Origin of the sequence: Anaerovibrio lipolyticus LB2005 (genome assembly GCF_000621545.1) — a bacterium.
Taxonomy (GTDB): domain Bacteria; phylum Bacillota; class Negativicutes; order Selenomonadales; family Selenomonadaceae; genus Anaerovibrio; species Anaerovibrio lipolyticus_A.
Genome location: NZ_JHYA01000005.1, coordinates 103,838 through 126,857, shown reverse-complemented (window position 1 = coordinate 126,857; position 23,020 = coordinate 103,838). Strand labels below are relative to the sequence as shown.

General features: G+C 45.3%; 22 protein-coding genes. All 22 read right to left on the bottom strand.

Annotated features, from left to right (window positions below):
• Positions 1 to 162: 162 nt before the first annotated feature.
• Positions 163 to 321, bottom strand: coding sequence for a hypothetical protein (locus T355_RS15255; protein WP_155851681.1), 159 nt, complete (start codon positions 319 to 321; stop codon positions 163 to 165).
• Positions 321 to 1,169: a 4Fe-4S binding protein gene (locus tag T355_RS0106185; RefSeq protein ID WP_027397001.1), complete on the bottom strand. Its 849-nt coding sequence runs from the start codon at positions 1,167 to 1,169 to the stop codon at positions 321 to 323. The genes T355_RS15255 and T355_RS0106185 overlap by 1 nt, the downstream gene beginning before the upstream one ends.
• A gap of 4 nt (positions 1,170 to 1,173) precedes the next feature.
• Complete coding sequence (locus tag T355_RS15535) at positions 1,174 to 1,305, bottom strand: CD1871A family CXXC motif-containing protein (protein ID WP_269318785.1); 132 nt, start codon at positions 1,303 to 1,305, stop codon at positions 1,174 to 1,176.
• A 5-nt stretch (positions 1,306 to 1,310) separates the two neighbouring features.
• Positions 1,311 to 1,856, bottom strand: a complete 546-nt coding sequence (locus T355_RS13760; RefSeq protein ID WP_051555419.1) for a TlpA family protein disulfide reductase — start codon at positions 1,854 to 1,856, stop codon at positions 1,311 to 1,313.
• A 34-nt stretch (positions 1,857 to 1,890) separates the two neighbouring features.
• Complete coding sequence (gene scpB / locus T355_RS0106170) at positions 1,891 to 2,691, bottom strand: methylmalonyl-CoA decarboxylase (protein ID WP_051555418.1); 801 nt, start codon at positions 2,689 to 2,691, stop codon at positions 1,891 to 1,893.
• Between the two features lie 16 nt (positions 2,692 to 2,707).
• The gene (locus tag T355_RS0106165) at positions 2,708 to 4,246 is read right to left on the bottom strand and encodes an FAD-dependent oxidoreductase (RefSeq protein WP_051555417.1); all 1,539 of its coding nucleotides are present in this window, start codon (positions 4,244 to 4,246) and stop codon (positions 2,708 to 2,710) included.
• 126 nt (positions 4,247 to 4,372) lie between these two features.
• Positions 4,373 to 5,167, bottom strand: coding sequence for an RNA-binding protein (locus T355_RS0106160; protein WP_027396998.1), 795 nt, complete (start codon positions 5,165 to 5,167; stop codon positions 4,373 to 4,375).
• A gap of 8 nt (positions 5,168 to 5,175) precedes the next feature.
• Entirely contained in the window at positions 5,176 to 5,979 is an 804-nt protein-coding gene (gene proC, locus T355_RS0106155; protein WP_027396997.1) for a pyrroline-5-carboxylate reductase, read from the bottom strand.
• Positions 5,980 to 6,023: 44 nt separating this feature from the next.
• Positions 6,024 to 6,554 carry a cell division protein SepF gene (locus T355_RS0106150; RefSeq protein ID WP_027396996.1) on the bottom strand — a complete coding sequence of 177 codons (531 nt, stop codon included), beginning with the start codon at positions 6,552 to 6,554 and terminating at the stop codon, positions 6,024 to 6,026.
• 36 nt (positions 6,555 to 6,590) lie between these two features.
• Entirely contained in the window at positions 6,591 to 7,280 is a 690-nt protein-coding gene (locus T355_RS0106145) for a YggS family pyridoxal phosphate-dependent enzyme (RefSeq protein WP_027396995.1), read from the bottom strand.
• Positions 7,281 to 7,307: 27 nt separating this feature from the next.
• Positions 7,308 to 8,126 carry a peptidoglycan editing factor PgeF gene (pgeF, locus tag T355_RS0106140; RefSeq protein WP_027396994.1) on the bottom strand — a complete coding sequence of 273 codons (819 nt, stop codon included), beginning with the start codon at positions 8,124 to 8,126 and terminating at the stop codon, positions 7,308 to 7,310.
• 27 nt (positions 8,127 to 8,153) lie between these two features.
• Complete coding sequence (locus T355_RS0106135; RefSeq protein WP_027396993.1) at positions 8,154 to 9,887, bottom strand: radical SAM protein; 1,734 nt, start codon at positions 9,885 to 9,887, stop codon at positions 8,154 to 8,156.
• Positions 9,888 to 9,910: 23 nt separating this feature from the next.
• Positions 9,911 to 10,378, bottom strand: coding sequence for a transcriptional regulator NrdR (gene nrdR / locus T355_RS0106130; RefSeq protein WP_027396992.1), 468 nt, complete (start codon positions 10,376 to 10,378; stop codon positions 9,911 to 9,913).
• Positions 10,378 to 12,297 (bottom strand): YgiQ family radical SAM protein, encoded by a 1,920-nt coding sequence (locus tag T355_RS0106125; protein ID WP_027396991.1) that lies wholly within the window; start codon positions 12,295 to 12,297, stop codon positions 10,378 to 10,380. Before T355_RS0106125 ends, nrdR begins: the two co-directional genes overlap by 1 nt.
• 25 nt (positions 12,298 to 12,322) lie before the next feature.
• Positions 12,323 to 13,234: a helix-turn-helix domain-containing protein gene (locus T355_RS13755; protein ID WP_051555416.1), complete on the bottom strand. Its 912-nt coding sequence runs from the start codon at positions 13,232 to 13,234 to the stop codon at positions 12,323 to 12,325.
• A gap of 140 nt (positions 13,235 to 13,374) precedes the next feature.
• Entirely contained in the window at positions 13,375 to 13,779 is a 405-nt protein-coding gene (locus tag T355_RS0106115; protein WP_027396990.1) for an RrF2 family transcriptional regulator, read from the bottom strand.
• 19 nt (positions 13,780 to 13,798) lie between these two features.
• Positions 13,799 to 15,127 carry a cytidylate kinase family protein gene (locus T355_RS0106110; RefSeq protein ID WP_027396989.1) on the bottom strand — a complete coding sequence of 443 codons (1,329 nt, stop codon included), beginning with the start codon at positions 15,125 to 15,127 and terminating at the stop codon, positions 13,799 to 13,801.
• A gap of 63 nt (positions 15,128 to 15,190) precedes the next feature.
• Complete coding sequence (locus tag T355_RS0106105; protein ID WP_027396988.1) at positions 15,191 to 17,260, bottom strand: polyribonucleotide nucleotidyltransferase; 2,070 nt, start codon at positions 17,258 to 17,260, stop codon at positions 15,191 to 15,193.
• Between the two features lie 149 nt (positions 17,261 to 17,409).
• Positions 17,410 to 17,676, bottom strand: coding sequence for a 30S ribosomal protein S15 (gene rpsO, locus T355_RS0106100; protein ID WP_027396987.1), 267 nt, complete (start codon positions 17,674 to 17,676; stop codon positions 17,410 to 17,412).
• Between the two features lie 143 nt (positions 17,677 to 17,819).
• A complete protein-coding gene (locus T355_RS0106095; RefSeq protein ID WP_027396986.1) occupies positions 17,820 to 18,440 on the bottom strand; it encodes a peptidoglycan recognition family protein in 621 nt (206 codons plus the stop codon).
• A gap of 118 nt (positions 18,441 to 18,558) precedes the next feature.
• The gene (locus tag T355_RS0106090; RefSeq protein WP_027396985.1) at positions 18,559 to 19,482 is read right to left on the bottom strand and encodes a bifunctional riboflavin kinase/FAD synthetase; all 924 of its coding nucleotides are present in this window, start codon (positions 19,480 to 19,482) and stop codon (positions 18,559 to 18,561) included.
• Positions 19,483 to 19,550: 68 nt separating this feature from the next.
• Entirely contained in the window at positions 19,551 to 22,925 is a 3,375-nt protein-coding gene (locus T355_RS0106085; RefSeq protein WP_037329926.1) for an ATP-binding protein, read from the bottom strand.
• Between the last annotated feature and the right edge of the window lie 95 nt (positions 22,926 to 23,020).

Sequence of the window (23,020 nt, the reverse complement as noted above, 5' to 3'; positions counted from 1 at the left end):
TCTAACTTTTATTTGTGTGGATATGCTTCCACGATGGGGGGAAACTTCCTGCTAAAATAAAATTTTTTTACATATTTTGGGCATAATAAAAAACCGCCCGTAGGCGGTTAAATAGACATGATATAAGGCTATTCAGTTGCAGGTTGAGTCATCATTACTAAATTATCTTTTCCAGGTGCAAACACCGCCCTGACATTCATCGCTTTGACTATACCCAGCATTGGAATTGTCATTTCCTGATTGGTCATCATCTGCTGCCAATACTGGCATCGTCAACAGCAACAAGCTGGTTGTCAACAGCAATAAAATTTTCTTTAACATCAACAACATCCCTCCTTGTTTTCCCTGCCCAAATACAAAGCATGATTAGGGCAGGCCTCTATACATTTGCCGCACATGATACATTCAGCAGAAGAAGTTTGGCGAGCGGGATTAATATCCATAGGACAGTTCCCACTACATATACCACATGCTGTACAACGTTGCTCTGCCAAACGAAGCCGATAAAGGCTAATGGGATTCAATAAACCATAAATAGCTCCCAATGGGCAAAGGACCTTGCAAAAAAAGCGGTACATCATCATACAGCCGATTGCCACACCAATTAAAAGCAGAAATTTCCAAGCAAACAGCATTCCGGCTGCCTGACGAAATTCCGGATGGGTCAGCAAAAGCGGAACAGCACCTTCCAGTGTCCCCGCTGGGCAAATGTATTGACAAAAGGCTGGTATCCCTTTGTCTTCATAAATACTGCCCCATAAGGGAACCAGTAAAACAAAAATCACCAACACAATATACTTTACATATCGCAGTGGCGGAAATAATTTCTTTTTAGGCACGGGAAGCTTGTGCAGCAATTCCTGGAAAAAACCAAATGGGCAAAGGAAACCGCATACCAACCGTCCCATCACCACTCCCAGCAACAAAAGGAAACCGCTGACATAAAGGCTTAAGCCAAAGCCTGAGGTTCCTCCCACAGTCTGCAAGGCACCAATGGGACAAGAAAGTGTTGCCGATGGACATGAGTAACAATTCAACCCAGGAGCACACAGATTTTTCCCAGGCCCCTTGTAGATTTTTCCGGAAATAAGATTGGTAAACTCCCAGTTGGTAAGACATGTCGTCATTATCTGCACGAATCTGCGGCGCAAGCCAAAGGTGAAGTCCATACCCTCACCCCAATCCTATACATTCCATGCAGACGCGAATGGCCTTTTGAAAAATCAAGGACACTTCGCCTCGCCACACACCGAAAAATATGCTGGTAACGGCTACCAGTAAAAGAAGCAGCCGTTTTTTTCCCACCGTTATCACTTCAGATACCTCTTCAAAAGCTCCTTATATTTGGCCACGTCTGCCCCTACCACAGTCTCGCCAATGATATTACCATCAGAATCCACAAAAATAGTTGTTGGTACCGCATCAACACCATCCAGATAACTCATGATGCCCTCATCAGGTACAATATTCACAAATTTGGCATTAGCATTGGCAGTAATTTTTTTGGCCTCATCGATAGTTTCTTTATCATTTTTGTCTCTAGCATCGCAGACAATACCGATAATTTGAGCATCTGCCGGCATTTGTCCAGCCCACTTACCCAGCTCCGGCATTTCGCCAATGCATGGTGGACAGAAGGTTCCCCAAATATTGACTACAGTTACTTTTTTTGACTTAAAGATGTTCTGGGTAACAACATTTCCTGCCAAATCAACCGTTTTAAATTCAGGAAACTTATTCAGCTTGGTAGCTCCCTGATTTGAAGATGTGGCATTTTCAGCCAGACAGCCAGCAGACAGTAGCAGCATTGCCAACACAATCACGGTCATACTCGTTAGTTTGAAGAATTTTTGCATATTAGCATCCTCCCGTACATTTAACTTTTACTACTCAATCCAAATCTGAAGCCTTTCCCTTATAATGCGGAGGCCGTTTCTCCAGGAAGGAGTTAATACCCTCCTTGTAGTCATCACCGCTATATACCTTCTGACGATAATAGTTAATGCGTTCAAAGTTTTCTGCACTAATTACCGTTGCAGCTCTGGATAAAATACGGAACTGACGCTTAATGGCACTGACGGAAAGGATACTGTTGCGTCTCAGTGGTGCCAAAAAATGCTCCTCCAACAGTTTTTCCAGAGCTTCGCTATCCTCTGCCACATGATTTATAAGACCTACGTTAAGGGCATCCTCTGCCTCTATTGGAGTTCCCAGAAAGAACATTTCACGGGCCTTATTGATTCCCAGCTGATTAATAAAGTGAATCAGGCCGGAGGCGTTATATGGAATACCAATCTTGGCCGGGGTAATGGCAAAGGTGGAAGTCTTGGAGCTGACAATCATATCGCAGGAAAGGCACAAATCACAGGCTCCTCCCCACACCGTACCATCTACGCAGGCAATAACAGGGATTGGCACATCCTGCACTACTCTCAAAAGCTCCTCCATAGGCACATTAAAAGCCAGGGGATCACTGCCATCCACAGGCAGCTCCTTAATATCATGGCCTGCACTCCACACGTTACGATTCACTTCTGCTTTAATGACAATACCAACACATTCCATGGCATAGCTATTTTTTACGGCCTCAATTAATTCCATGCACATTTCTTCACTGAGGCAATTATAGTGCTTCCCATTGTTCATTGTAATATACGCAATGCGGTCTTTAATTTCTTTGGTTACCAACATAATCTATCCCCCTATATTATCCCTTACTAATATAGCTTCGCTGAGTTTCTGGAATTTCCTCCCATTTAACCTCAGACACCGGCATACTGTGCTTTACTGCCCATGCAGTGGCAATCCCCGCTGCCTCTCCCATACTCATGCAGGTGGGCTGGATTCTGAAGGAGGCCTGGGCAACGAAGCTGCCACTGGCACAGCGGCCAACTGTCAGCAAATTATTCACCTTATCAGCAATCAATGTCCTGAACGGAATCTCGTAATACTCGCCTTTTTTTAGCTTTTCGAATACATCCAGCTTCACATCGTGAATGTCAATAGGATAAGCGGTACGACATATAGCATCCACAAATTTTTCCCGCTTCATATACGTTTCCTCTGTAAGATAGTATTTCCCCCGAATACGCCAGGACTCGCGAACACCTACCATACTGGCTTCCTTGCTGATAAAAGCATTTTCAAAGCCAGGAATATTCTTCTTGAAGAAAGCCGACAGACGACGGGTCATTTTACGCCCAAAAGTCACTGCCTGACTACGGGAAATAGCATCAGTAGATGAGAAGCCTAATGGTGGAATTTCAGGACAATTCATGGACATGGTATGTGGCTTTCCAATGATGGCAAAGGCCTGGATATACAGGATATCATCCTCAGTAACCTCACCCCTGCGAACGCCCTCTTTAAAGAAGTTCTCCGTCTTTTTCCATTTTGCAAATTCCATGAACGGAACAAGCCCTTTTTTTACATCTTCTTCAAATCTTCGATCACTTTTTTCTCCCATCCAGGTATCCTTCAGCTTATCATGGAAAAAATGATAGACCTTTGGCACATCAATCCCGCTCATTTCAAATCGCAGGGTCATAGGCTGATTACGTCCTGTTCTTTCTGACCCTTTTTCCGTTGGAACACCTGCAAAACGGGACAACAAGGCATCTCCCGTAGCATCTATAAAGGTCTTGGCCCGAATTTTAGCCAAGCCATCTACTGTCTGTACCACACAGTCGGTGATAGCTCCATTCTCTACTACTGCCCCCACCAGTGTAGTACCATAAAGAACTGCTACCCCAGCTTCCTCGCACCACTCATCATAAAGCCAGGTCAGACATTCCGGCACATAAAATCCCTGTCCACCACCGTAGCTTGTCTCGTCTTCCATACCACGCAATGGCTCAACGCCCTGTTTTTCCTCAATGCGCCTGTTAAGCTCCAATATATATGGGGTGTCGCTATCATAAGCAAATGTCCGCATACACGGATAAACCAAGCCTTGGGTAGCCAGGCCCCCTAAGGAAATTCCCTGCTCTACCAGAACGGTGCTTGCCCCATTTTTCCCGGCATTGATAGCCGCAGCTGTACCGGCAGCACCACCACCAACGACACAAGCATCCACATCGTAAAGAACTGGTAAATCAGCACCATTGAAATTTGCTATAGCTGTCTTTCCACTAAACGCCTGGGCTTTTGGTGTATCGACTCCCCCTACCATAACCCCAGCCATGGCCACACCGGCCAATTTCATAAAATTACGCCTAGAAATAGGAATAGAAAAGTGTTTTTCCATATATACCCCCAGTCATATATTAAAAACAATAGCAAATCACCTTTATATCCGTTATTAAATTCGCCCTTTAAAATCAAAATTCCTGCCAAATAAAGTAAAAGCCACCCTAAGGTGGCTAAAAAATTATTAAATATATCGTTTTAATAGTACGCCAATACGTCCTTTTTTAGTGGTTCCACGAACCTCAACCACCTCAAGGCGACCACGGCCACGCATGGAGAGAACATCTCCCTCCTTAACAGACTGGGAAGCATTCTTTACCTGTTGCCAATTAAGCTTCAGCTTATCTGCCGCAATATCAGAAGCGGCACGACTACGGGATGAGCCATAGCCTGCGGCAGCAATGGAATCCACTCTAAGGGAGGCAACTGTGGCACGAATTTCCTTACAGCTTTCTTCCTTTGGTGTAATATTGGCCAGATCATCTTCAACACAGGATACTCCGGTGCGACCAATCTGAGTGAGGTTATCTATGAGATAAGCCCCCATGGTTTTATCTGCCAAAATACGGGCTGTGGCACCACCCATGAGAATATCTCCAATACGGTCCCGTTCAATACCCTGCCCCATAATGGAGCCCAAAACATCACGGTGGCCAATATGCTCATATTCACCATTCCAGGTGGCCTTAATAACTACAATATCAAATCCGGGACTCCCACCGAAGGTTTCATCAATAAACATGGCCCGCTGGCGCTCAGCTCCCTGATATCCGCCATTGAATTCCAGTCTGATACCAGGATAATTGGCCACAACAGTCTCAGCGATCTCCTGTCCATAAAGGTCCAAAAAGCCACTGATGCGGAACTTCTGGCTACGCATAACCTGCTCGGCCATATCCACCAGCTTGATAGCAGTATCAGCACCTTCAGTTCCCTTATAATATCTAATAATCTTTTCTTTTTGTTCAGAACCTGCCATACCTTAAATTATTTCCCCAATTCCTTTGAGCGCTCAGTAGCAGCAAGCACTGCATCAATAAGGGCACCACGTACCCCCTGCTGTTCCATTACTCGAACGCCCGCAATAGTAGTACCAGCCGGACTGGTAACCTGGTCACGCAGCACATCAGGATGCTTGCCGGTTTCCACCACCATCTTTGCAGCACCCAATAGTGTCTGAGCAGCCAACAAAATAGCTGTCTGACGCGGAAGACCTGCTGCCACGCCACCATCTGCCAAAGCATCGATCATAAGAAAGCCATAAGCAGGACCACTGCCGGAAAGGCCAGTAACCGCATCCATCATGCTTTCCTTAACCTCAACAGCCTGGCCACATGCATAGAGAATATCTCTGAGTGCCTTAACTGTTGCCTTGCCGTGAGCATGCTCATTTCTGGCATAAGCTGACATGCCTTCGCCTACTGCCAATGGTGTATTAGGCATAATACGGACAATAGGATTAGATGGGAAATACTTCTCCAGGGTCTTAATAGGAAGACCTGCTATAATAGAGCCCACCAAAATATCATCTGGCACCTTGCCCTTTAAAGATGACATAACATCAGCAGCCACCTGTGGCTTAACTGCCAAAATCAATATGTCAAGACCTGCAGTTTTGACAAAATCGTTGTCAGTGACAGCATTGACGCCATGTTTATCCTTAAGCTCCTGACATCTGTCTTCCCTGATTTCTGAGACAAATACATCCTTTGGAGCCACCGAACCATTAGACAATACTCCGGACAGGAGAGCCTCTCCCATTGCTCCACCACCAATAAATCCAATTTTCATGTCAGACACCAGCCCTTCTTAATTGAAATTTATTTAAATGTTCATCATTTATTATTGTTATTTGGTTCCCATGGCATATTATTCAGGCCATGATTCTGCTGACTTACAGCAATATTTACATTCTTTGGCGCAAAGAGCCATACATTACGGCTGATTTTATTCACAGCACCATCAATGGCATAGATTGTCCCGCTGATAAAGTCAATAATGCGGACAGCTGTAGGCTCCTCAACATTTTCCAAATTGATTACAACAGGCCGCTTTTCCTTGAGGCAGTTGGCAATCTGCTGACAATCATCAATATTCTTTGGATTAATAACAACTACCTTCATCATGGCATTGGCCATGGAAGCAGCTGCACCACCTTCACGGATGGATATAGAATCAGACCCCATATTTATCACCTTTCTATCATGCATACTACGGCGGGAACCAAAGCTGACAGGTTCAGCAGGCTTGGCTCTTGGAGGCACCGGTCTGTCCACTTCTTCCTCCTCAACAGTATCCAAAAGCACTTCGTCCACATCTGTGTCCTTAATGCCAATCTTTTCCAAAAAAGAATCTATCTTCCCCACAGGATGTTCCTCCTCAATTAAATGTCAAGCTACACATCAGTATTGTCTTGGCCCAAAAATTCCGGTTCCAACCCGAACCATATTTGAGCCCTCCTCAATGGCAATCTGATAATCATGAGTCATACCCATTGACAAATATATTATATTCGCTGTCTGGAAGTCCATTTCCTTCACGCGATTATAAATTTCGTGCATTTTTGCAAATAAAGGACGACAATCCTCCACATCCTCATAGTTAGGAGCAATACACATCAGTCCCATGAGCTGAAGGTTCGGCATTTCATCCACTTTGTAAAGCAGCTCCTCCATATCCTCGGCATATATTCCCGACTTGGAATCCTCCTTGGCAAGATTCACCTGGACCAAAACCTTTTGAATTTTGCCAATATTGGCTGCAGCATTATTTACGGCTTCTGCCAAATGCAACGAGTCTACAGAATGAATTATATCAAAAATTTTAACTGCCTGCTTGGCCTTGTTAGTCTGGAGATGACCTATAAGATGCCAGGTCACGTCTCTGTCCAGAGTTTCAAACTTTTCCTTGGCCTCCTGGATACGGTTTTCTCCAATATCAGTAACCCCCGCATCTATGGCTTCACGCATAGCATAAATATCATGATTTTTGGTAACGGCAATCAGAAGGACCTCCTGATCCTTATCAAAGCTTCTCTTAGCCTTGGCTGCCTCAATATTCTCCTTAACCTCTCTCAACTTCTCCGGTATCATCTAAAAATCCCCCTTTGGGAATAAAACTTACTTTATTGATAATACAGCAGCTATTCTCCCCGTTTTACCATTGTCAGCACGATAGGAGAAAAACTGACGATGATTGCAGGCGGTGCACACGCCGGCTACATCAATATTTTCCGGCTTAATTCCAGCCTTTATTAGCTGAAGCTGGTTGGCCTTCCATAAATTAAGATGCTGCCCACCATTTTCATCAATGATTATTTTATCATAAAAATCAGGAAAAGCATCCCTAAATTGCTTTATAACTTCCGCTCCCACTTCATAACAGCAAGGACCGATGGCTGGTCCAATACCCGCCAGAAGATTCTCCGGCTTTGAACCATACTCCTTTACCATCAGCTCTACGGTCCTGGCAGCTATGGAAGCCACTGTGCCTCGCCAGCCCCCATGAGCCACGCCAATAGCCTTTTGAACAGGATCTGCTATAAGAATAGGTGTACAGTCAGCGAAGAAAAGCATCAATGGTATACGCGGCTCATTAGTAATTAGGCCATCCGCATCCTTTATGGATTCCTCAAAATTATACATTCCGCTACCCGCCTGGGCTTTGGTAATTTTAACCACCTTACTTCCATGAACCTGCTGACAGGTGGTACCCTGTCCCTTTGGAAGCTCCAGTCCTTCAAAGAATATATCACGATTTCGTCTTACATCGTTAAGCTCATCCTCCACATGAAGGCCGAGATTAAGGCTGTCAAAGGCACCTTTGCTGACGCCTCCATGTCTTGTGGAAATACCATGAACAAACAACTCCTCCGGAAAAATGGAGAACTTTCCTATCCACAGATTCTTCAATTTGCCTGATACAAGGGAAAAACTCATATAATATCACACCGCTTTTCCGTAAATCTATTTGCAGACGCCACAGCGTTTACAACCATCAAAGCACTGAATTGTGTGCTTTGGCTTTTCCTGCTGCGACTCTATTAATTCTTTTTTAAGATAATCCTTGGTAAAGCCCATATCAAGTATATCCCATGGAAGGATATTGTCAAAGGACACGGGATGACTTACCAAATCCTCCATAGACAGTTTGTGGCTTTTCAGTACGGATTTCATGGCCTTGCTGCCACCATTTTCGTAGGCCTCCAAAAGATATTGGCCTGTTTTTCTGTTTCCCCTGGCCAAAACGGCCTGAACATAAGCATCCCGAGGGGACTCAGCAATGACCTCAATATTATGACGCTTCCTCAAAGCATTAGTGATTTCCTTTAGAGCACCCTGAATATATTTTATTGGTGCCATAGGAGACCATTGAAAGGGAGTAAAGGGCTTAGGAATAAATGGATTTATACTTAGGGTAAGACGGCCTGTGGCTCCCTTTTCTTCCATAAAATCCTTCAGCTTTAAGGCCATATCAATGATGCCCTGAATGTCCGATGGTTCTTCGCCTGGAAGGCCAATCATAATGTACAGTCTAAAATTTCGTATGCCAGCCTTGATTCCCATGCTCATGGCATTCAAGAGATGCTCCTCCTCAATGCCCTTATTTATAACAGCCCTCATGCGGGTACTGCCGGCCTCCGGGGCCATAGTCAAGGTCTTCAAGCCACTGGCGGCAAGTGAGTCCACCAGCTCCTGGGTAACGGAATCTGCCCTAAATGAAGCCACCGACATGCTAAGTCCATCCCCAAGGATTTCCCTACAAAGCTGATCTATTTCTGGATAATCAGAAATTGCCGCTCCCATCAGCCCCACACGGCGCCCCTTTTCCTTGGCTGCCACCAGCATTTTCTCAATGGCCTCCAAAGAGCGATTGCGGGGTCTTCTAAAGCAATAGCCAGCCATACAGAATCTGCAATGGCGGCCGCAGCCTCTGGCGATTTCCACCAAATGAAGGTTAAATTCCGTATTTTCTGTGTAAATTGCCGTCTCACCGGGATATTCATCGAGATTTTCCTGCCACTGACGGCATATCCTCTCCGGGGCATCACCTACTGGTTTTATCTGAGTATCATAACCATCCAGTCCATAACTGACTTCATAGCGTGAAGGTACATACACTCCTGGTATTTTTGCCAAAATAGAAAGGATTTCTTCCTTGGAACGCCCCTCACCCCTTGCCCTGTTATATGTATCCATAAAGGTGGGCATAACAGCCTCTCCTTCACCGATAATAAAGGCATCCACAAAGGGACTCATAGGCTCGGGATTAAAGGTGGCACAAGGACCACCAGCAATTACCAAGGGATCCATTTCCCCACGCTCTGTGGCCAACAGCTTTATCTTCCCCAGCTCCAGCATCCTTAAAATGTTGAAATAATCCATTTCAAAGGACATAACAAAGGCCACAATATCAAAGGTGGAAATCGCACTTTGGGTTTCCATGGTCATAAGCTGGACCCTATGCTTTATATACTCATCCTGCTGACGTTTTTCCGGCAGGAACCCCCGCTCACAGGCGGTATCGTCACGCTGATTTAGTAATCTGTATACGATATGAAGGCCCAGATTGGACATACCCACAAAATAGGAATTTGGATACAACAAAGCCACCCTGGTTCTGCCACCAGCGTGATAAATGTAGTATCCAGATTCTTCTGCCAGCATATTTTTGAGCTGTTCCTTCAATTTCCAGGACAAGTATTTTCCTCCATTTTAATCATTTAATCATTTTTATCATCGTCTGCCAAAAGCACATCCAACTCATGGCGGAAGCTATTTATATCAGAGAATTTCCTATATACGGAGGCGAATCTGATATATGCTACCTGGTCAAAATTTTTCAGATGCCTCAACGTCATTTCGCCAATAGCCTTGGATGGAACCTCCTGCTCAAATTCCCGATGTATGTCCTGCTCAATATCATGAGCAAGAATCATCACACTTTCCAGTGATTTATCCCGCTTATCACAGGAACGGATAAGACCGTTCAACAGCTTGTTGCGGTCAAAGACCTGACGACTGCCATCGTGCTTTACAACCATCAGGGGCAGCTGCTCCACTGTCTCGAAGGTAGTAAATCTTTTGCCACAATGAGGGCAGCCACGGCGCCTTCTGATAGCACGACCATCATCCACTGCTCTGGAATCTATCACCCTGCTATCCTCTTTATTACAAAATGGGCAAAGCATTACTGCACCTTCCTTCTAACCTTACGCGTGTTACCATTTTTATTGCTTGCTTTTTTGCTGTTCTTATTTCTGTTCTCTTTATGAAATGTGCCTTTATGGATTGTATCCTTATGAGATACAGCTTTACCGCCCTTTTCAGGACGAATAAGACAATTCGGGCCATAGCCAATGAGGTCAAACCGCTTTGCCTTTTCCAAGGCCTTCTTGACAAGGTCATAATTTCTTGGAAGCCAGTATTGCATCAATGCCCGCTGCATAGCCTTGTCCTCAGGCTTTTTGGCACTATACACCCTTTCTCCGGTCATAGGATTTATGCCGCTGTACCACATACAGGTGGAAAGGGTGCCAGGAGTTGGAATAAAGTCCTGAACCTGCTCCGGATGATATCCCATTTCCTTGATAAACACCGCCAGCTCAATGGCATCCTCCAGTGTACAGCCAGGGTGACTGGACATGAAATAGGGAACCAAAAACTGTTTTTTACCCAGTTTTTTGTTCATGCGATTGAAACGCTCCACAAACCGCACATAGACATTGCGGGAGGATTTCCCCATAATACGGGTAACCCTGTCAGATATATGCTCAGGGGCAATCTTAAGCTGACCACTGATATGATTTTCGCAGAGCTCCTGTAAAAAATCATCCTTGGCCAACATCAAATAGTCAAAGCGTATCCCAGAGCGGATAAAGACCTTCTTGATACCCGGAATTGCCCTGACTTTACGAAGCAGCTCCATATATCCACTGTGATCCACAATAAGGTTATGGCACACATCAGGGGACAGACACTGCTTTCCATGACAGGTTCCCCGCTCCAGCTGCATATCACAGGAGGTGCGATGAAAATTGGCGGTAGGACCACCTAAATCGTGGATATATCCCTTGAAATCCGGCAATTTTGTAAGTATTTTAGCCTCGCGAATAATGGATTCATCACTGCGACGCTGGATAATTCTGCCCTGATGGGAAATAATAGCACAGAAATTGCAGCCACCAAAGCATCCCCTATGGGCCGTAATGCTGAATTTAACCTCTGCATAGGCTGGTACCCCCCCGTCCTTGTCGTAAATAGGGTGCCATCTGCGCTCATAGGGCAAATCATATATTTCGTCCATTTCCTCCACGGAAAGAGGCATGGCTGGTGGATTCTGAACAATACACCATTCACCATTTTGCTGGGCCAGCTTTTTTCCTCTAAAAGCATCCTGCTCCAAATACTCGGTTTTAAATGCCTCAGCGAACTTCTCCTTGCTGGCTCTAACCTCGTCATAGGAAGGAATTGGCGTAAAATCCCAAATATAGTCAAAATTGGGCACCCTAAAGCAGGTACCCTGAACATCTTGAATATTCTGTATTTCAACGCCTTGATGGAGCTGTGCAGCAATGTCTATAAGCTGTTTTTCACCCATACCATATACCAGAATATCAGCACCGCTTTCCGCCAATATCGACTGGCGAATCTGATCTCCCCAGTAATCGTAATGGGCAAAACGCCTAAGGCTGGCTTCAATACCACCAATAATAATCGGAACCTCATTTCCCCAGCACCTTCTCAGCATCTGAGTATACACCACCACTGCCCTTTCCGGGCGGTGACCAGCCTTACCTCCGGGAGAATAGGCATCCTGATGGCGAACCTTTTTGGCTGCAGTAAATCTATTCAGCTGCGAATCCAGGTTTCCACTTGAAACAAGAAAGCCCAGCCTAGGTTTCCCAAGGCGGGCAAAATCTTTGATATTGTGCCAATCCGGCTGTGGGATAATCCCCACCTTATAGCCATGCTTTTCCAATAGACGACATAATATGGCCGGGCCAAAGCTGGGATCATCCACATAGGCATCACCTGATACAAAGACAAAATCCAGCTGCTGCCAGCCCCGAATTTCCATATCCTCTTTTGATATTGGTAAAAAGCTCATTAAATCACACCATCAACAACTTGAATTATTTGGCACTCTTATTTGACTTAGAAGTATCAGATTTAGTTGGTGTTGACTTGGTTTTTGCACCTTCATCCTTGGTGGCATCAGCAGTCTTAGCCTTGGCGCCATCACTCTCCTTGGTCATAAGGCGCTCCACGACCTGTCCCTTGCTACCAAGAACCCCCAGGCTCTTTCCGTTCCAAGTAAGCTCAATGGCTCCGGCATTACCAGCAATAAGCTCAACCTTGTCATTACCCTTCCAGGACATCTCCTTGCCACTATCCACAGTGCCTTCAAATACTTCCTTGCCGTCAGTCTTAACTGAAATCCAGCATGGATCGGTAAACTTGGCAGAAACCTCAACGGAATCATACTTCTTTTCAACAACAGGTGGTTGCTCCTGCTTCTTGTCCACAACCTTTTCTGTCTTTACAGTAGGCTTTGACTTCTCCTGAGCCGGGTCGTCACTGAAGGCATAATATACACCGCCCAAGAACACAATCATCATAGCCAGAAGAATCATGAATTTTCTGGACCCACCCTTTTCCTCGGTGCGCTCACGATAATCATTACCGGAAGAAAAGAGATTGCCACCCTCGCTGCCAGAAGCAGAATATGAAGAAGATTTTACAGTAATGGTGCGCTGTGGCACATCATCATAGTAAGTCTCCTGAGGGCGCTGGTCAACTGGCTGAACAGGAACATCAATATTTCTCTCGGAATTAAACTGCTGTAATAATGGATCACTGTCCATATTCAGGGCCTTGGCATAGTTACGGATAAAGCCCTTGGTATATACATCACTTGGCAGGTGATCATAATCACCCTTCTCTATTGCTTCAATATATAAAGACCTGATACTGGTCTCATTCTCTATATCTTTAATCGTTAGTCCTTGCTTTTCTCGTTCTCTCCTAAGAATATCTCCCAGCATGTTCTAACCTCCTACACAAAAACTCTACTATATTATACATGGTTAAGTTTTTATACTCAATAGCAACAATTCTATTTTTTGAAAATAAACAAAAATAAAGAAAAGGACCCGCATTGACATGCGAGTCCCAATTGTAATACTTACCCATTGCTTTCCCTTACAAGATCAGCCAAAGTTATGGAGTTAAGCACATCATTTACCTTATCACTTATATGCGACCAAACATTTCTACGGCCACAGCCCTCTGCCTTTTCACAGGGAGCCAGCATACAGTCGGCAAAAATAACAGGTCCCTCCATAGTGACAATAATCTCACCTATGGTTATATCCTTAGGAGCCTTGGCCAGCATATAGCCACCCTGGGCACCACGAACACTTTTTACAAAGCCGGCTTTCTTCAATGCCCCCATAAGCTGTTCCAGGTAATTGTCAGAGATGCCCTGATTCTCGGCAATAGTCTTAACCGTAATGGACCCCTTACCATACGCCATAGCTAATTCGTGCATAGCAATTACACCATAGCGTCCCTTACTCGATAATCTCATATAATCACCTCAAACATACTTAAAACTGGATAAGCCTAAACTCTTTAATCAGCTGCAGAAGAATAGCAGCCGTTCTGTCCACACCGTATTTACTGGACTTAATTGTAATATCATAGCTGGCGCCAATACCATATTGAGCATCAGAAAATTTACGGCAATGCTCAGTTCTCAGCTTGGCGTGCTTCTTTATCTGTTCCACTGCCTGCTGATGATCAATTTTTTCCTTACGCATAACACGTTTGGTACGATCAAGCTCGTCAGCAGTAATGAAAATGTGCAAAGAATTTTTATGATTCTGCAGCACGTAGTTGGCCAGGCGCCCCACAATAACGCATGAATCCTTGGCAGCAATTTCCTGGATAACCTGGGCCTCAATTTTATACACCTGCTCCTGGGTAAGCTCCTCATCCTTATCATAAGCAGAGGTATACCACTCATACAAGCTGTAAAGGGCATTGGAAGTAACCTTGTCACCGTGTTCCTCCAGATATTTATATGCAAATTCACTATCCTCTGCAGCCATCTGGATAATATCACTATCATAATAAGGAAGATTAAGCTCGTGAGCAATGCGTCTTGCTATAGAATGCCCACCACTGCCATATTCATGGGATACAGTCAGTACAAAATGCTTCTCGTTAATATCATCATCAATAACAGAGGAAATATCATCTACACGATTCTCAGGCAACAAAATATAAGTAAACCAACGCAGATATTTCATGAGCAGCTTTAGAATAACGCCAGTGAATACGGCCACGATAATGGTTCCTTCACGGACGCCTCCAAGATTGCCCAAAAATACAAGTCCCAAAACAGCGGAGAACAGAGACAGGATTATGTCAGAAATCCATCTCATGGTGGAAAATTTCTTATGGTAAATTGCCCCCAAAAGTCTCAGCAGAGAATCTATCGGCAGTAAAGCCACACTGGATATTACGCAGCAATAAAGGCTGCTGGCCATCAGTACACTGCTTACAAAGCAAGTAACAGCCCTGCTGGAATGGGATATAGGATTAAAGCCAGCCAGGGAATTTAGGGCCATATCCGTAAATATCCCCAGAGCCAGAGCCGTGATAATTTGCATTATCATTGCCTGTTTTTTTACCCGCCCTCTGCGGATAATAAGCTGGCCCATAAGACCGGCAAAATTAAACAGACCTATCCAGGCTCCTACTGTAAATACATCTGCAATTAACCATATAGTATAAGGCATGGTAACCATAGGGGCCACGCCCATTTCCGCCTTAATCAGAACAGCTATACCGCAAGCCATCAGGATAATACCCAAAGTATAAAGCAAGTATCTTCGTAACAGCTCGGAAACTGTCTTCTTTCTTTCTCTCATATCTAAAACTCCAAAAAATAAGATAATGCCCGCCTCACCAAAAGCAAAGCGGGCATAAATATTTTACAGGAGAACCTTATGGGATACGTTTACACGGCCCTTCTGGTCAATCTCAGTTACCTTAACTTCCAGCTCATCGCCAACGTTGACAACATCTTCAACCTTCTCAACGCGCTTCTTGTCAAGCTGGGAAATGTGGCACAGGCCCTCACGGCCTGGCAACAGCTCTACAAAGGCACCGAAATTCATAATACGGGTAACCTTACCCTTATAAACCTCGCCTACCTCTACTTCCTTGACGATTTCGTTGATGCAGGCAATAGCTGCCTCAGAAGCCTCAACGCTGGTAGCAGAAATGCGAACGGTACCGTCATCATCAATATCAATCTGAACACCGCAGTCCTCGATAATCTTCTTGATTACCTTTCCGCCAGGTCCAATAACCTCACGAATCTTATCTGGCTTAATCTGCATAGTGGTTACGCGAGGAGCATACTTGCTCAGCTCCTTGTTAGGCTCAGCAATGCACTCCAGCATCTTGCCGAGAATAAAGGCACGACCGCGCTTTGCCTGTGCAAGAGCAGCGGAAAGAATCTCACGGGAGATGCCCTTAATCTTGATATCCATCTGAATTGCAGTTACGCCCTCAGTGGTACCAGCAACCTTAAAGTCCATATCGCCCAGAGCATCTTCCATACCCTGAATATCAGTGAGAATGGTGTAATCATCCCCATCCTTAACCAGACCCATAGCCACACCGGATACAGGACGCTTAATAGGAACACCTGCGTGCATCAGAGAAAGGGTGCTGCCGCAAACGGACCCCATGGAGCTGGAGCCGTTGGACTCCAAAATCTCTGATACCATACGAATGGTGTATGGGAATTCCTCAATAGAAGGAATAACTGGAACCAAAGCTCTCTCAGCCAAAGCACCATGACCGATTTCACGACGTCCAGGACCACGAACAGGACGAGCCTCACCTACAGAATAGCCAGGGAAGTTGTACTGATGAATGTAGTGCTTGGAAGTCTCAACGCCGAGGCCATCAAGAACCTGCTCATCACCAAGAGAACCCAAGGTGGTAACAGTGAGAACCTGGGTCTGACCACGGGTAAAGAGGCCAGAACCATGTGGACGAGGCAAAATGCCAACTTCACAGCTTACAGGACGAACCTCCTCAACCTCACGACCGTCTGGACGAATCTTCTCCTTGGTAATCATACGGCGTACGATTTCCTTAACGATTTTGTGAAGCATATATGGAATTTCCTTGATGGCATCAGGATAAAGCTCAAGGAAATGTTCCATAGCTTCAGCCTTAACATTGGAAATATCCTCATCACGGGCCAGCTTGTCAGGATTACGAACAGCCTGATCCAGCTTGTCAGTAGCGTACTCACGAATAGCCTTTTCCAGCTCCTCTGGAACAGCAAAGAGCTTAACCTCGCGTTTCTCCTTGCCACAAGCCTTCTGGATCTCATCCTGGAAAGCAACGATCTTCTTGATCTCCTCATGTCCAAAGAGGATAGCCTCCAAAATAACCTCCTCTGGAAGCTCATTGGCACCAGCCTCAACCATCATTACCGCATCACGGGAGCCAGCAATGGTCAGATTAAGATCAGAAACCTCACGCTGCTCAACGGTAGGGTTGATAACGAACTGGCCATCAATTCGACCAACACGAACACCAGCTATTGGACCAAGGAAAGGAATATCGGAAATTGTCAGAGCACAGGATGCACCAATCATAGCCGCAATCTCTGGAGCGTTGTCATGTTCTACAGACATAACTGTAGCTACAATCTGAACATCATTACGATAACCCTCTGGGAACAGAGGACGAATAGGGCGGTCAATGAGACGGCTGCAAAGAATAGCAGACTCCCCTGGACGACCCTCTCTCTTTATAAAACCGCCTGGAATCTTACCAACGGCGTACATCTTTTCTTCATAATCTACAGTCAGAGGGAAGAAATCAACACCCTCTCTTGGCTCATCAGAAGCCGTAGCTGTAACCAAAACAACAGTCTCACCATAGCGCACCAAAACAGCACCATTTGCCTGCTTAGCCATTTTTCCGGTCTCAACAGTAAATGTGCGGCCGCCTAACTGCATCTCAAAACTCTGCATTAAGTTTTTCCTCCTATAATCTTCTTTATACCTTTTAACCTTGATAGTATAACATATTGTTGACAAAAATAGCTACTTAATTTTTAGTTTTTCCCTAAGCAAAAAGGGACCCCAAAATGGAGTCCCTCAGGTCCGAAACTAATATTAAATTACTTACGGAGACCAAGCTTGGATACGATTGCACGATAACGCTCGATATCCTTCTTGTTCAGGTATGCCAGCAGGCGACGACGATGACCAACCATCTTCAGAAGACCGCGACGGGAATGATGATCCTTATTGTGCTCCTTGAGATGCTCAGTGAGGTAAGAAATACGAGCAGTGAGAACAGCAATCTGAACCTCTGGGGATCCAGTGTCACCCTCATGAACTGCATACTTCTGCATGATTTCCTGCTTTGCTTCGTTAGTTAACATTGAAAATTCCTCCTAAATTTTTAAAAGTTCCACAAGCTGAGGCAAGGTCGGAGTCGTCCATGTCTTAGCAAGGGATAAATATTATGTCCTTAGCGAACACTTTTAGAATTATACTATAGGCCTATTACTTTGTAAAGGATAATTTATTCATCCTCTGGTAAATCCAGCCCCATATTCTTCATTACACGCTTACGCACCTGTGGCAGCATAGCGTAAAGCATATCTCCCGGACACGAGGTGGAATTGACATCCCTATGCCCAATTACTCCCATTTCATCAGGAATAAGATTATATACACCACAAAGAGTTGTTAAAAGATTGGTTAAAGATCTTATCTGGGCGTCCGTTGGTGAGCCAACATTGAAATTGCCGGCTACACAAATTCCCACAGAATCGCTGTTATTGCCACTGGCATGGGCACCTATCATATTCCATCCGCGGCCCCGTTCAATGGTGCCATTTTTTCTGATGACGTAATGGTATCCTATACCAGCCCAGCCAAAGCTGTCACGGTGCAAGCGATGGATTTGCTCCGCTGACATATCACGGTCCTGGGATGTTCCTGTATGATGAACAATTATTCTGTTGGTTTCTCTTCTTCTGGATGGTTCTTCAGCGAACCAAAAATCATTTTCCTCTATACGAAAACGGGTCTTTCCCCACTTGGTGGCCGCCGAAGCCTTGGACGCCAACTCGGGCAGGGACAGTAAGCTAAGCCCCAGTACCAGACCCACTGACTTCTTTATAAAACTACGTCTGTCCATTATATGTAAAAGCACTACCTTTTCAATGAGACTTATTCAGTGGAAGTTTTGTACTCCATCTGAATTTAGTCGAATTAATCCAGAGCAACCAGACTCTTAGCAACCGGTTGCGTGGGGTTTAAAGAATCTGTCTTGCCTTTTCTTCATCTGCACGAAGCTGTTTAACCAAGGCCTCAATGCCGCTAAATTTTTTCTCATCCCGCAGCTTTTTAACAAACTGCACTGTGAGAGGCTTGTTGTATAAATCTCCCTTAAAATCCAGCACATGAACCTCCAAACGGCGATTGCAACCCTCAAAGGTCGGGTTGTTGCCCACATTGGCAATACCCTTGTGCTTTTCACCATTCATCAGCACATACACTCCATAAGCCCCATTAGGGAGCATGGCCCGCTTGTCAGGAATGGCAAGATTGGCTGTAGGAAAGCCAATGGTTCGTCCACGCTGATCACCGTGAATAACACGGCCACCAAAGCTAAATGGTCGGCCAAGGTATTCATTGGTTAGCTCCAAATCACCTTCTTCAATAAGGCCCCGAATTCGGGTGGAGCTTACCATGCGGCCATTAAGCTGGATGGCCTCACCAATCTCAGCCTTAAATCCATAGGAGCTGGCCACTCGGCCCAGCATACGGGTATTTCCCTTACCCTTGTACCCAAAGGTAAAGTTAGGCCCCGTAACCACGAATTTGGCATTACAGCAATCCTTCAGACGTTCCAAAAATTCTTCCGGAGTCTGCTTGGATAGCTTCTCGGAAAAGGCTACATTAAGCAATAAATCCACGCCCATTTCCTCAAGAAATGCCGCCTTGGAGATATTATCGCCTATCTGCACCGGCACCCTTTCAGGAGCCACCACGGACAAGGGATGATTACTAAAGGTAAACACCACACTAAGAAGTCCATGCTTCTTAGCCAGCCCCATGGCCTGACGGATAATACTCTGATGTCCAATGTGAACCCCGTCAAAAGTCCCAAGAGCAATAGCTGTCCTCTGCCCCTTCAGGAAGGTCTTTATATCACTAAATTTACTGAAAATCTGCATTAAAAAAATCACCTAAATCATATTACTCAACAGACTTATTATACCTTTTGAAGCCTCCAAAGGCAAATTTACCCCTTGGCGTATTCTTCCCGCTGGGCCTGAAGCTGTTTTATGGACAGATTTCTCAAATATGATTTATGCTTCTGGTCATCCTGGTACACAAATCCTACATGGGACACATAAGGCTCTATCGTACCGATTTTTAGCAATGGAGTTACCACCAACAGCTGTAAATCCATTTTCTGGAAAAGCTCCAAACCAAATCTGGCTGATTCGTCAGAACTTTTTAAGAAAGCCTCATCAATTACCACAAAGCGGAAGCTGTTTATCTTCTTGTGCTTGCTTTCAAGGCCGAAGTTATAAACAAGGCTGGCAGCCAATATGGTATAGGCCAGTTTTTCCTTCTGTCCGCCGGATTTACCGCCGGAATCGGTATAGTGCTCATATTCTTCCCCAGTTTCCCGCCAGCGTTCTGAAGCCGCAAAGCTGAACCAGTTTCTTACATCTGTAACTCTGGCAGTCCATCTCTTATCAGCCTCAGCACACTCAGGCCGCCCCCTAAAGCGTTCAATAATTTTTTCCACCTGTCGGAATTTTTCTTCCGAATATGCTTCATTATCATCCCCGTCTGAATAACCGCTGACACAGGAGCGAAGCTGACTACGGAAATCCTTTATGTCATTGTCTGCCACATTGTCGCATTCAATCTGAATATAACGCCCCTCGCTGTAATCGATTTCCGCCAGAGAATGATTAATCATTTCTATGCGTTCCTTTATTACATCACACACATTGTTCAGCTTTTCCCTAAAGAGGGCGATTCTATTAATGGTATTTTCACGAAGAAGCTGACGGAACTTATCCTCAAAACGAGGCAACGCATCTGTCTGGAGCTTTGTAAGAAGCTGACGATAATCATTAAGGCCCTCAGTGGCTGCTGCCAGCTCGTCCCCAAATTCAGGGAAAGCGGCCTTAAACCGCTGCATCATAACCACCAGCTGCTGCCCCTTTTCCTCCTTGGAGCGCACAGACATCTCCCGTTCAGCCCGCAGATTTGCCCCCAGCATTTCCTTAAGCTCACCCTGATTATCCAAGGAAAGATGCTTTTCCCCAAATACCTGGGCTGCCCTTTCGGAAATCCGTGGGAATATACGCTGCTGTTCTTCTTCGCTGATGCTTTCCAAACGGATATCATCTGACTCAATGGCCTGTTTGTTGCTTTTAATACCATAATTTATGTTATTCAGGGAAACAACTATCCGCTGTAGCTGTAAATCAATATCCTTACGCTGCGTCTTCAGCTCCGAAAGCTGTTTCTCCAATTTCATATAAACAGCATTTTCCTCCTGAAGCTCAGATAAAAGCTGCTTTTTCTCAGCCACATCCCTTTCAAGAGTTTCCTTATCCAAAAGGTTGAAATCCTTAAACAACTGAAGGTTATTGATATAGAGCTGCTTCTTGCGGCACTCCCCATTCTGGCGCTTCAGCCGGCCTTCAGTACGCTTTGCTTCCTTTACAGCCTCCTGCAAATCCTCCAGCTCAGATTCCAAGGCCTGAATTTTCTTCAAATTGGAAAAGCCCAACACATAACGGCGACGGTCGTCCAAATCAAAGCGGTCATCCTTTTCGTGGCGCCGGCCCTGGGTCTTAATCTGGCCCTTTATGGTAATGGCAAACTTTTCCTGCTGAAATTCCTTGAAGGTTTCACAGCAAGTGTGGCTGTAACGCTGATAAAGCTCCCGCATAAGCCAGTTCTTAAAGGGGGAATCCTGACGAATGTCCAGCTTGGCACAGGCTGCATCCTCAGACAAATCATCAAAATTAACAGGGTCCACATATTCCTCACAGCTGTAGTACACTACCCGCTGCTTCACCTTATGCTTCTCCATCCACTGAACGATTTCGCCATAATGAAACTTTGGTACCAAAAGGGACATGCCAAAGCCGTGAAGAAGACGCTCCAGGGCACCTTCCCACTGTTCCTCCCCTTCCGCCACCTGCATAAGCTCTCCCGCAAATGGCAGCTCGCTTTCTGCAAGATCCAAGTCCTGACATATCTGCTGACGAAGTTCAATGTAATCGGCAGAAATACTGGATTTACGGGAGCGCAGGGAAATCAGCTCATTTTCCACCATTGCTATGGAATTATTAAGGGCCTTAATCTCGCTGTCATTGTCGCTTTGGGCCTCAGCAATATCAAGCTCCCGTTGCTTTTCCTCTTTATCCAGAGCTGTCAGCCTTTCAAGATTTTCATTAAAAGCTGACAAAGAATCAGGCACCTCAACTGACAATCCCTTGGCATTTTCCTCATACTGCTGACGCTGCTTTAAGCAGGCCTCCAGAGCCTTGCTGGCATTGTCCAGCTTTTCCTCAATAACGGAAACCTTATCACCGCCATTTTGGTACAGCTGGCGCTGTACATCCTCAATGGATTCCTCATTGGCCTGCTTCTGCTCCATAATGGCTTCATGATCCTTTTTCACCTGTGCAAGATTACTTTCCAAGCTTGACAGAGCTTTTTCTCGAAGCTCCTTGTCCTCCTTGGCAAACCAAGCTGACAGGGCCCCTTCCATCTGTTCAATAACCACCTGACGGCTATGAGCATCAAAATAGCTTTCCCCAAGGGCAGTAAGAGGCAACAGCATTTCCTCCTGCTTTCTTGCCCTTACCACCGCACTATGGGCAGTGTCCAAATCATGAAAATGCTCCAAAAGACGCTGTACATCATCCTCTGTACCAGGCTGCTCCAGCATATTTTGGCGCACGAAGCTGGTGAGGGAATCCACCTTCTTCATGGAAATAGTCTGCTGGAAAAGATCCATGGCCTGCAAGGAGCTGATGCCAAAGCGACGGCGAAAATCCTCAGCATATTTTGGGTAATCATCATAAATATGGATATAGACATCATTGCTGAGGCGCTTTCTCAGGCTTCTGATGTCACTGCCAAAATTGCTGAAGTGATTTTCAATGGTAAGAGTCTTTTCACCCAGCACAAAGAACCTCTCCGGGCTTCCCGTTTCATCCTTGTACCAGAAAACCTGAGCCAAAGTCACTCTGGCTCCCAAATTTTCGTCACCAAAAACAGCCAGTACAACACTGTACTGGTTTCTGTCACGAAGGGCTTCTGGCTGGCCAATGCCATCCTGGGACCGCTTTTGGGCATAATAGCCCCTTATATAAGAATTAAGGCTGCGCTCTCTGGCACTGGCATCCGCCGCCTTGTTGTAGGTAACCTTTTTCGGTGGAACCAACAAAGTAATCAGTGCATCCACCAGAGTAGATTTGCCGGAGCCCACATCACCTGTCAAAAGTGATGTTTCCCCATCCAAATCCATGGCCCAAATCTTCCCATCAAAGGTACCCCAGTTATACACTTCCAGCCGAACCAGCCGAAACCCCATCTTCACATCCTTGGGGTCATGCTCAAAATCAAATAAGTCCATAATTATCCTCTGCATTTATCTGAAATTATTAATTATTAACACCGTATATCTTCAATTCCCCGAATCATTTCAACAATCATGGCATGATAATCCTT

Bases quoted from the DNA above. Each gene is read 5' to 3' on its own strand.
- T355_RS0106085 (WP_037329926.1), bottom strand. From the start codon at position 22,925: ATGGACTTATTTGATTTTGAGCATGACCCCAAGGATGTGAAGATGGGG.
- T355_RS15255 (WP_155851681.1), bottom strand. From the start codon at position 321: ATGTTAAAGAAAATTTTATTGCTGTTGACAACCAGCTTGTTGCTGTTG.
- T355_RS0106160 (WP_027396998.1), bottom strand. From the start codon at position 5,167: ATGGCAGGTTCTGAACAAAAAGAAAAGATTATTAGATATTATAAGGGA.
- T355_RS0106110 (WP_027396989.1), bottom strand. From the start codon at position 15,127: ATGAGAGAAAGAAAGAAGACAGTTTCCGAGCTGTTACGAAGATACTTG.
- nrdR (WP_027396992.1), bottom strand. From the start codon at position 10,378: ATGCTTTGCCCATTTTGTAATAAAGAGGATAGCAGGGTGATAGATTCC.
- T355_RS13755 (WP_051555416.1), bottom strand. From the start codon at position 13,234: ATGCTGGGAGATATTCTTAGGAGAGAACGAGAAAAGCAAGGACTAACG.
- pgeF (WP_027396994.1), bottom strand. From the start codon at position 8,126: ATGAGTTTTTCCCTTGTATCAGGCAAATTGAAGAATCTGTGGATAGGA.
- T355_RS0106105 (WP_027396988.1), bottom strand. From the start codon at position 17,260: ATGCAGAGTTTTGAGATGCAGTTAGGCGGCCGCACATTTACTGTTGAG.
- rpsO (WP_027396987.1), bottom strand. From the start codon at position 17,676: ATGTTAACTAACGAAGCAAAGCAGGAAATCATGCAGAAGTATGCAGTT.
- T355_RS0106145 (WP_027396995.1), bottom strand. From the start codon at position 7,280: ATGATACCGGAGAAGTTGAGAGAGGTTAAGGAGAATATTGAGGCAGCC.
- T355_RS0106185 (WP_027397001.1), bottom strand. From the start codon at position 1,169: ATGGACTTCACCTTTGGCTTGCGCCGCAGATTCGTGCAGATAATGACG.
- scpB (WP_051555418.1), bottom strand. From the start codon at position 2,691: ATGTTGGTAACCAAAGAAATTAAAGACCGCATTGCGTATATTACAATG.
- T355_RS0106095 (WP_027396986.1), bottom strand. From the start codon at position 18,440: ATGGACAGACGTAGTTTTATAAAGAAGTCAGTGGGTCTGGTACTGGGG.
- T355_RS0106115 (WP_027396990.1), bottom strand. From the start codon at position 13,779: ATGAGATTATCGAGTAAGGGACGCTATGGTGTAATTGCTATGCACGAA.
- T355_RS0106090 (WP_027396985.1), bottom strand. From the start codon at position 19,482: ATGCAGATTTTCAGTAAATTTAGTGATATAAAGACCTTCCTGAAGGGG.
- T355_RS0106125 (WP_027396991.1), bottom strand. From the start codon at position 12,297: ATGAGCTTTTTACCAATATCAAAAGAGGATATGGAAATTCGGGGCTGG.
- T355_RS13760 (WP_051555419.1), bottom strand. From the start codon at position 1,856: ATGCAAAAATTCTTCAAACTAACGAGTATGACCGTGATTGTGTTGGCA.
- proC (WP_027396997.1), bottom strand. From the start codon at position 5,979: ATGAAAATTGGATTTATTGGTGGTGGAGCAATGGGAGAGGCTCTCCTG.
- T355_RS0106165 (WP_051555417.1), bottom strand. From the start codon at position 4,246: ATGGAAAAACACTTTTCTATTCCTATTTCTAGGCGTAATTTTATGAAA.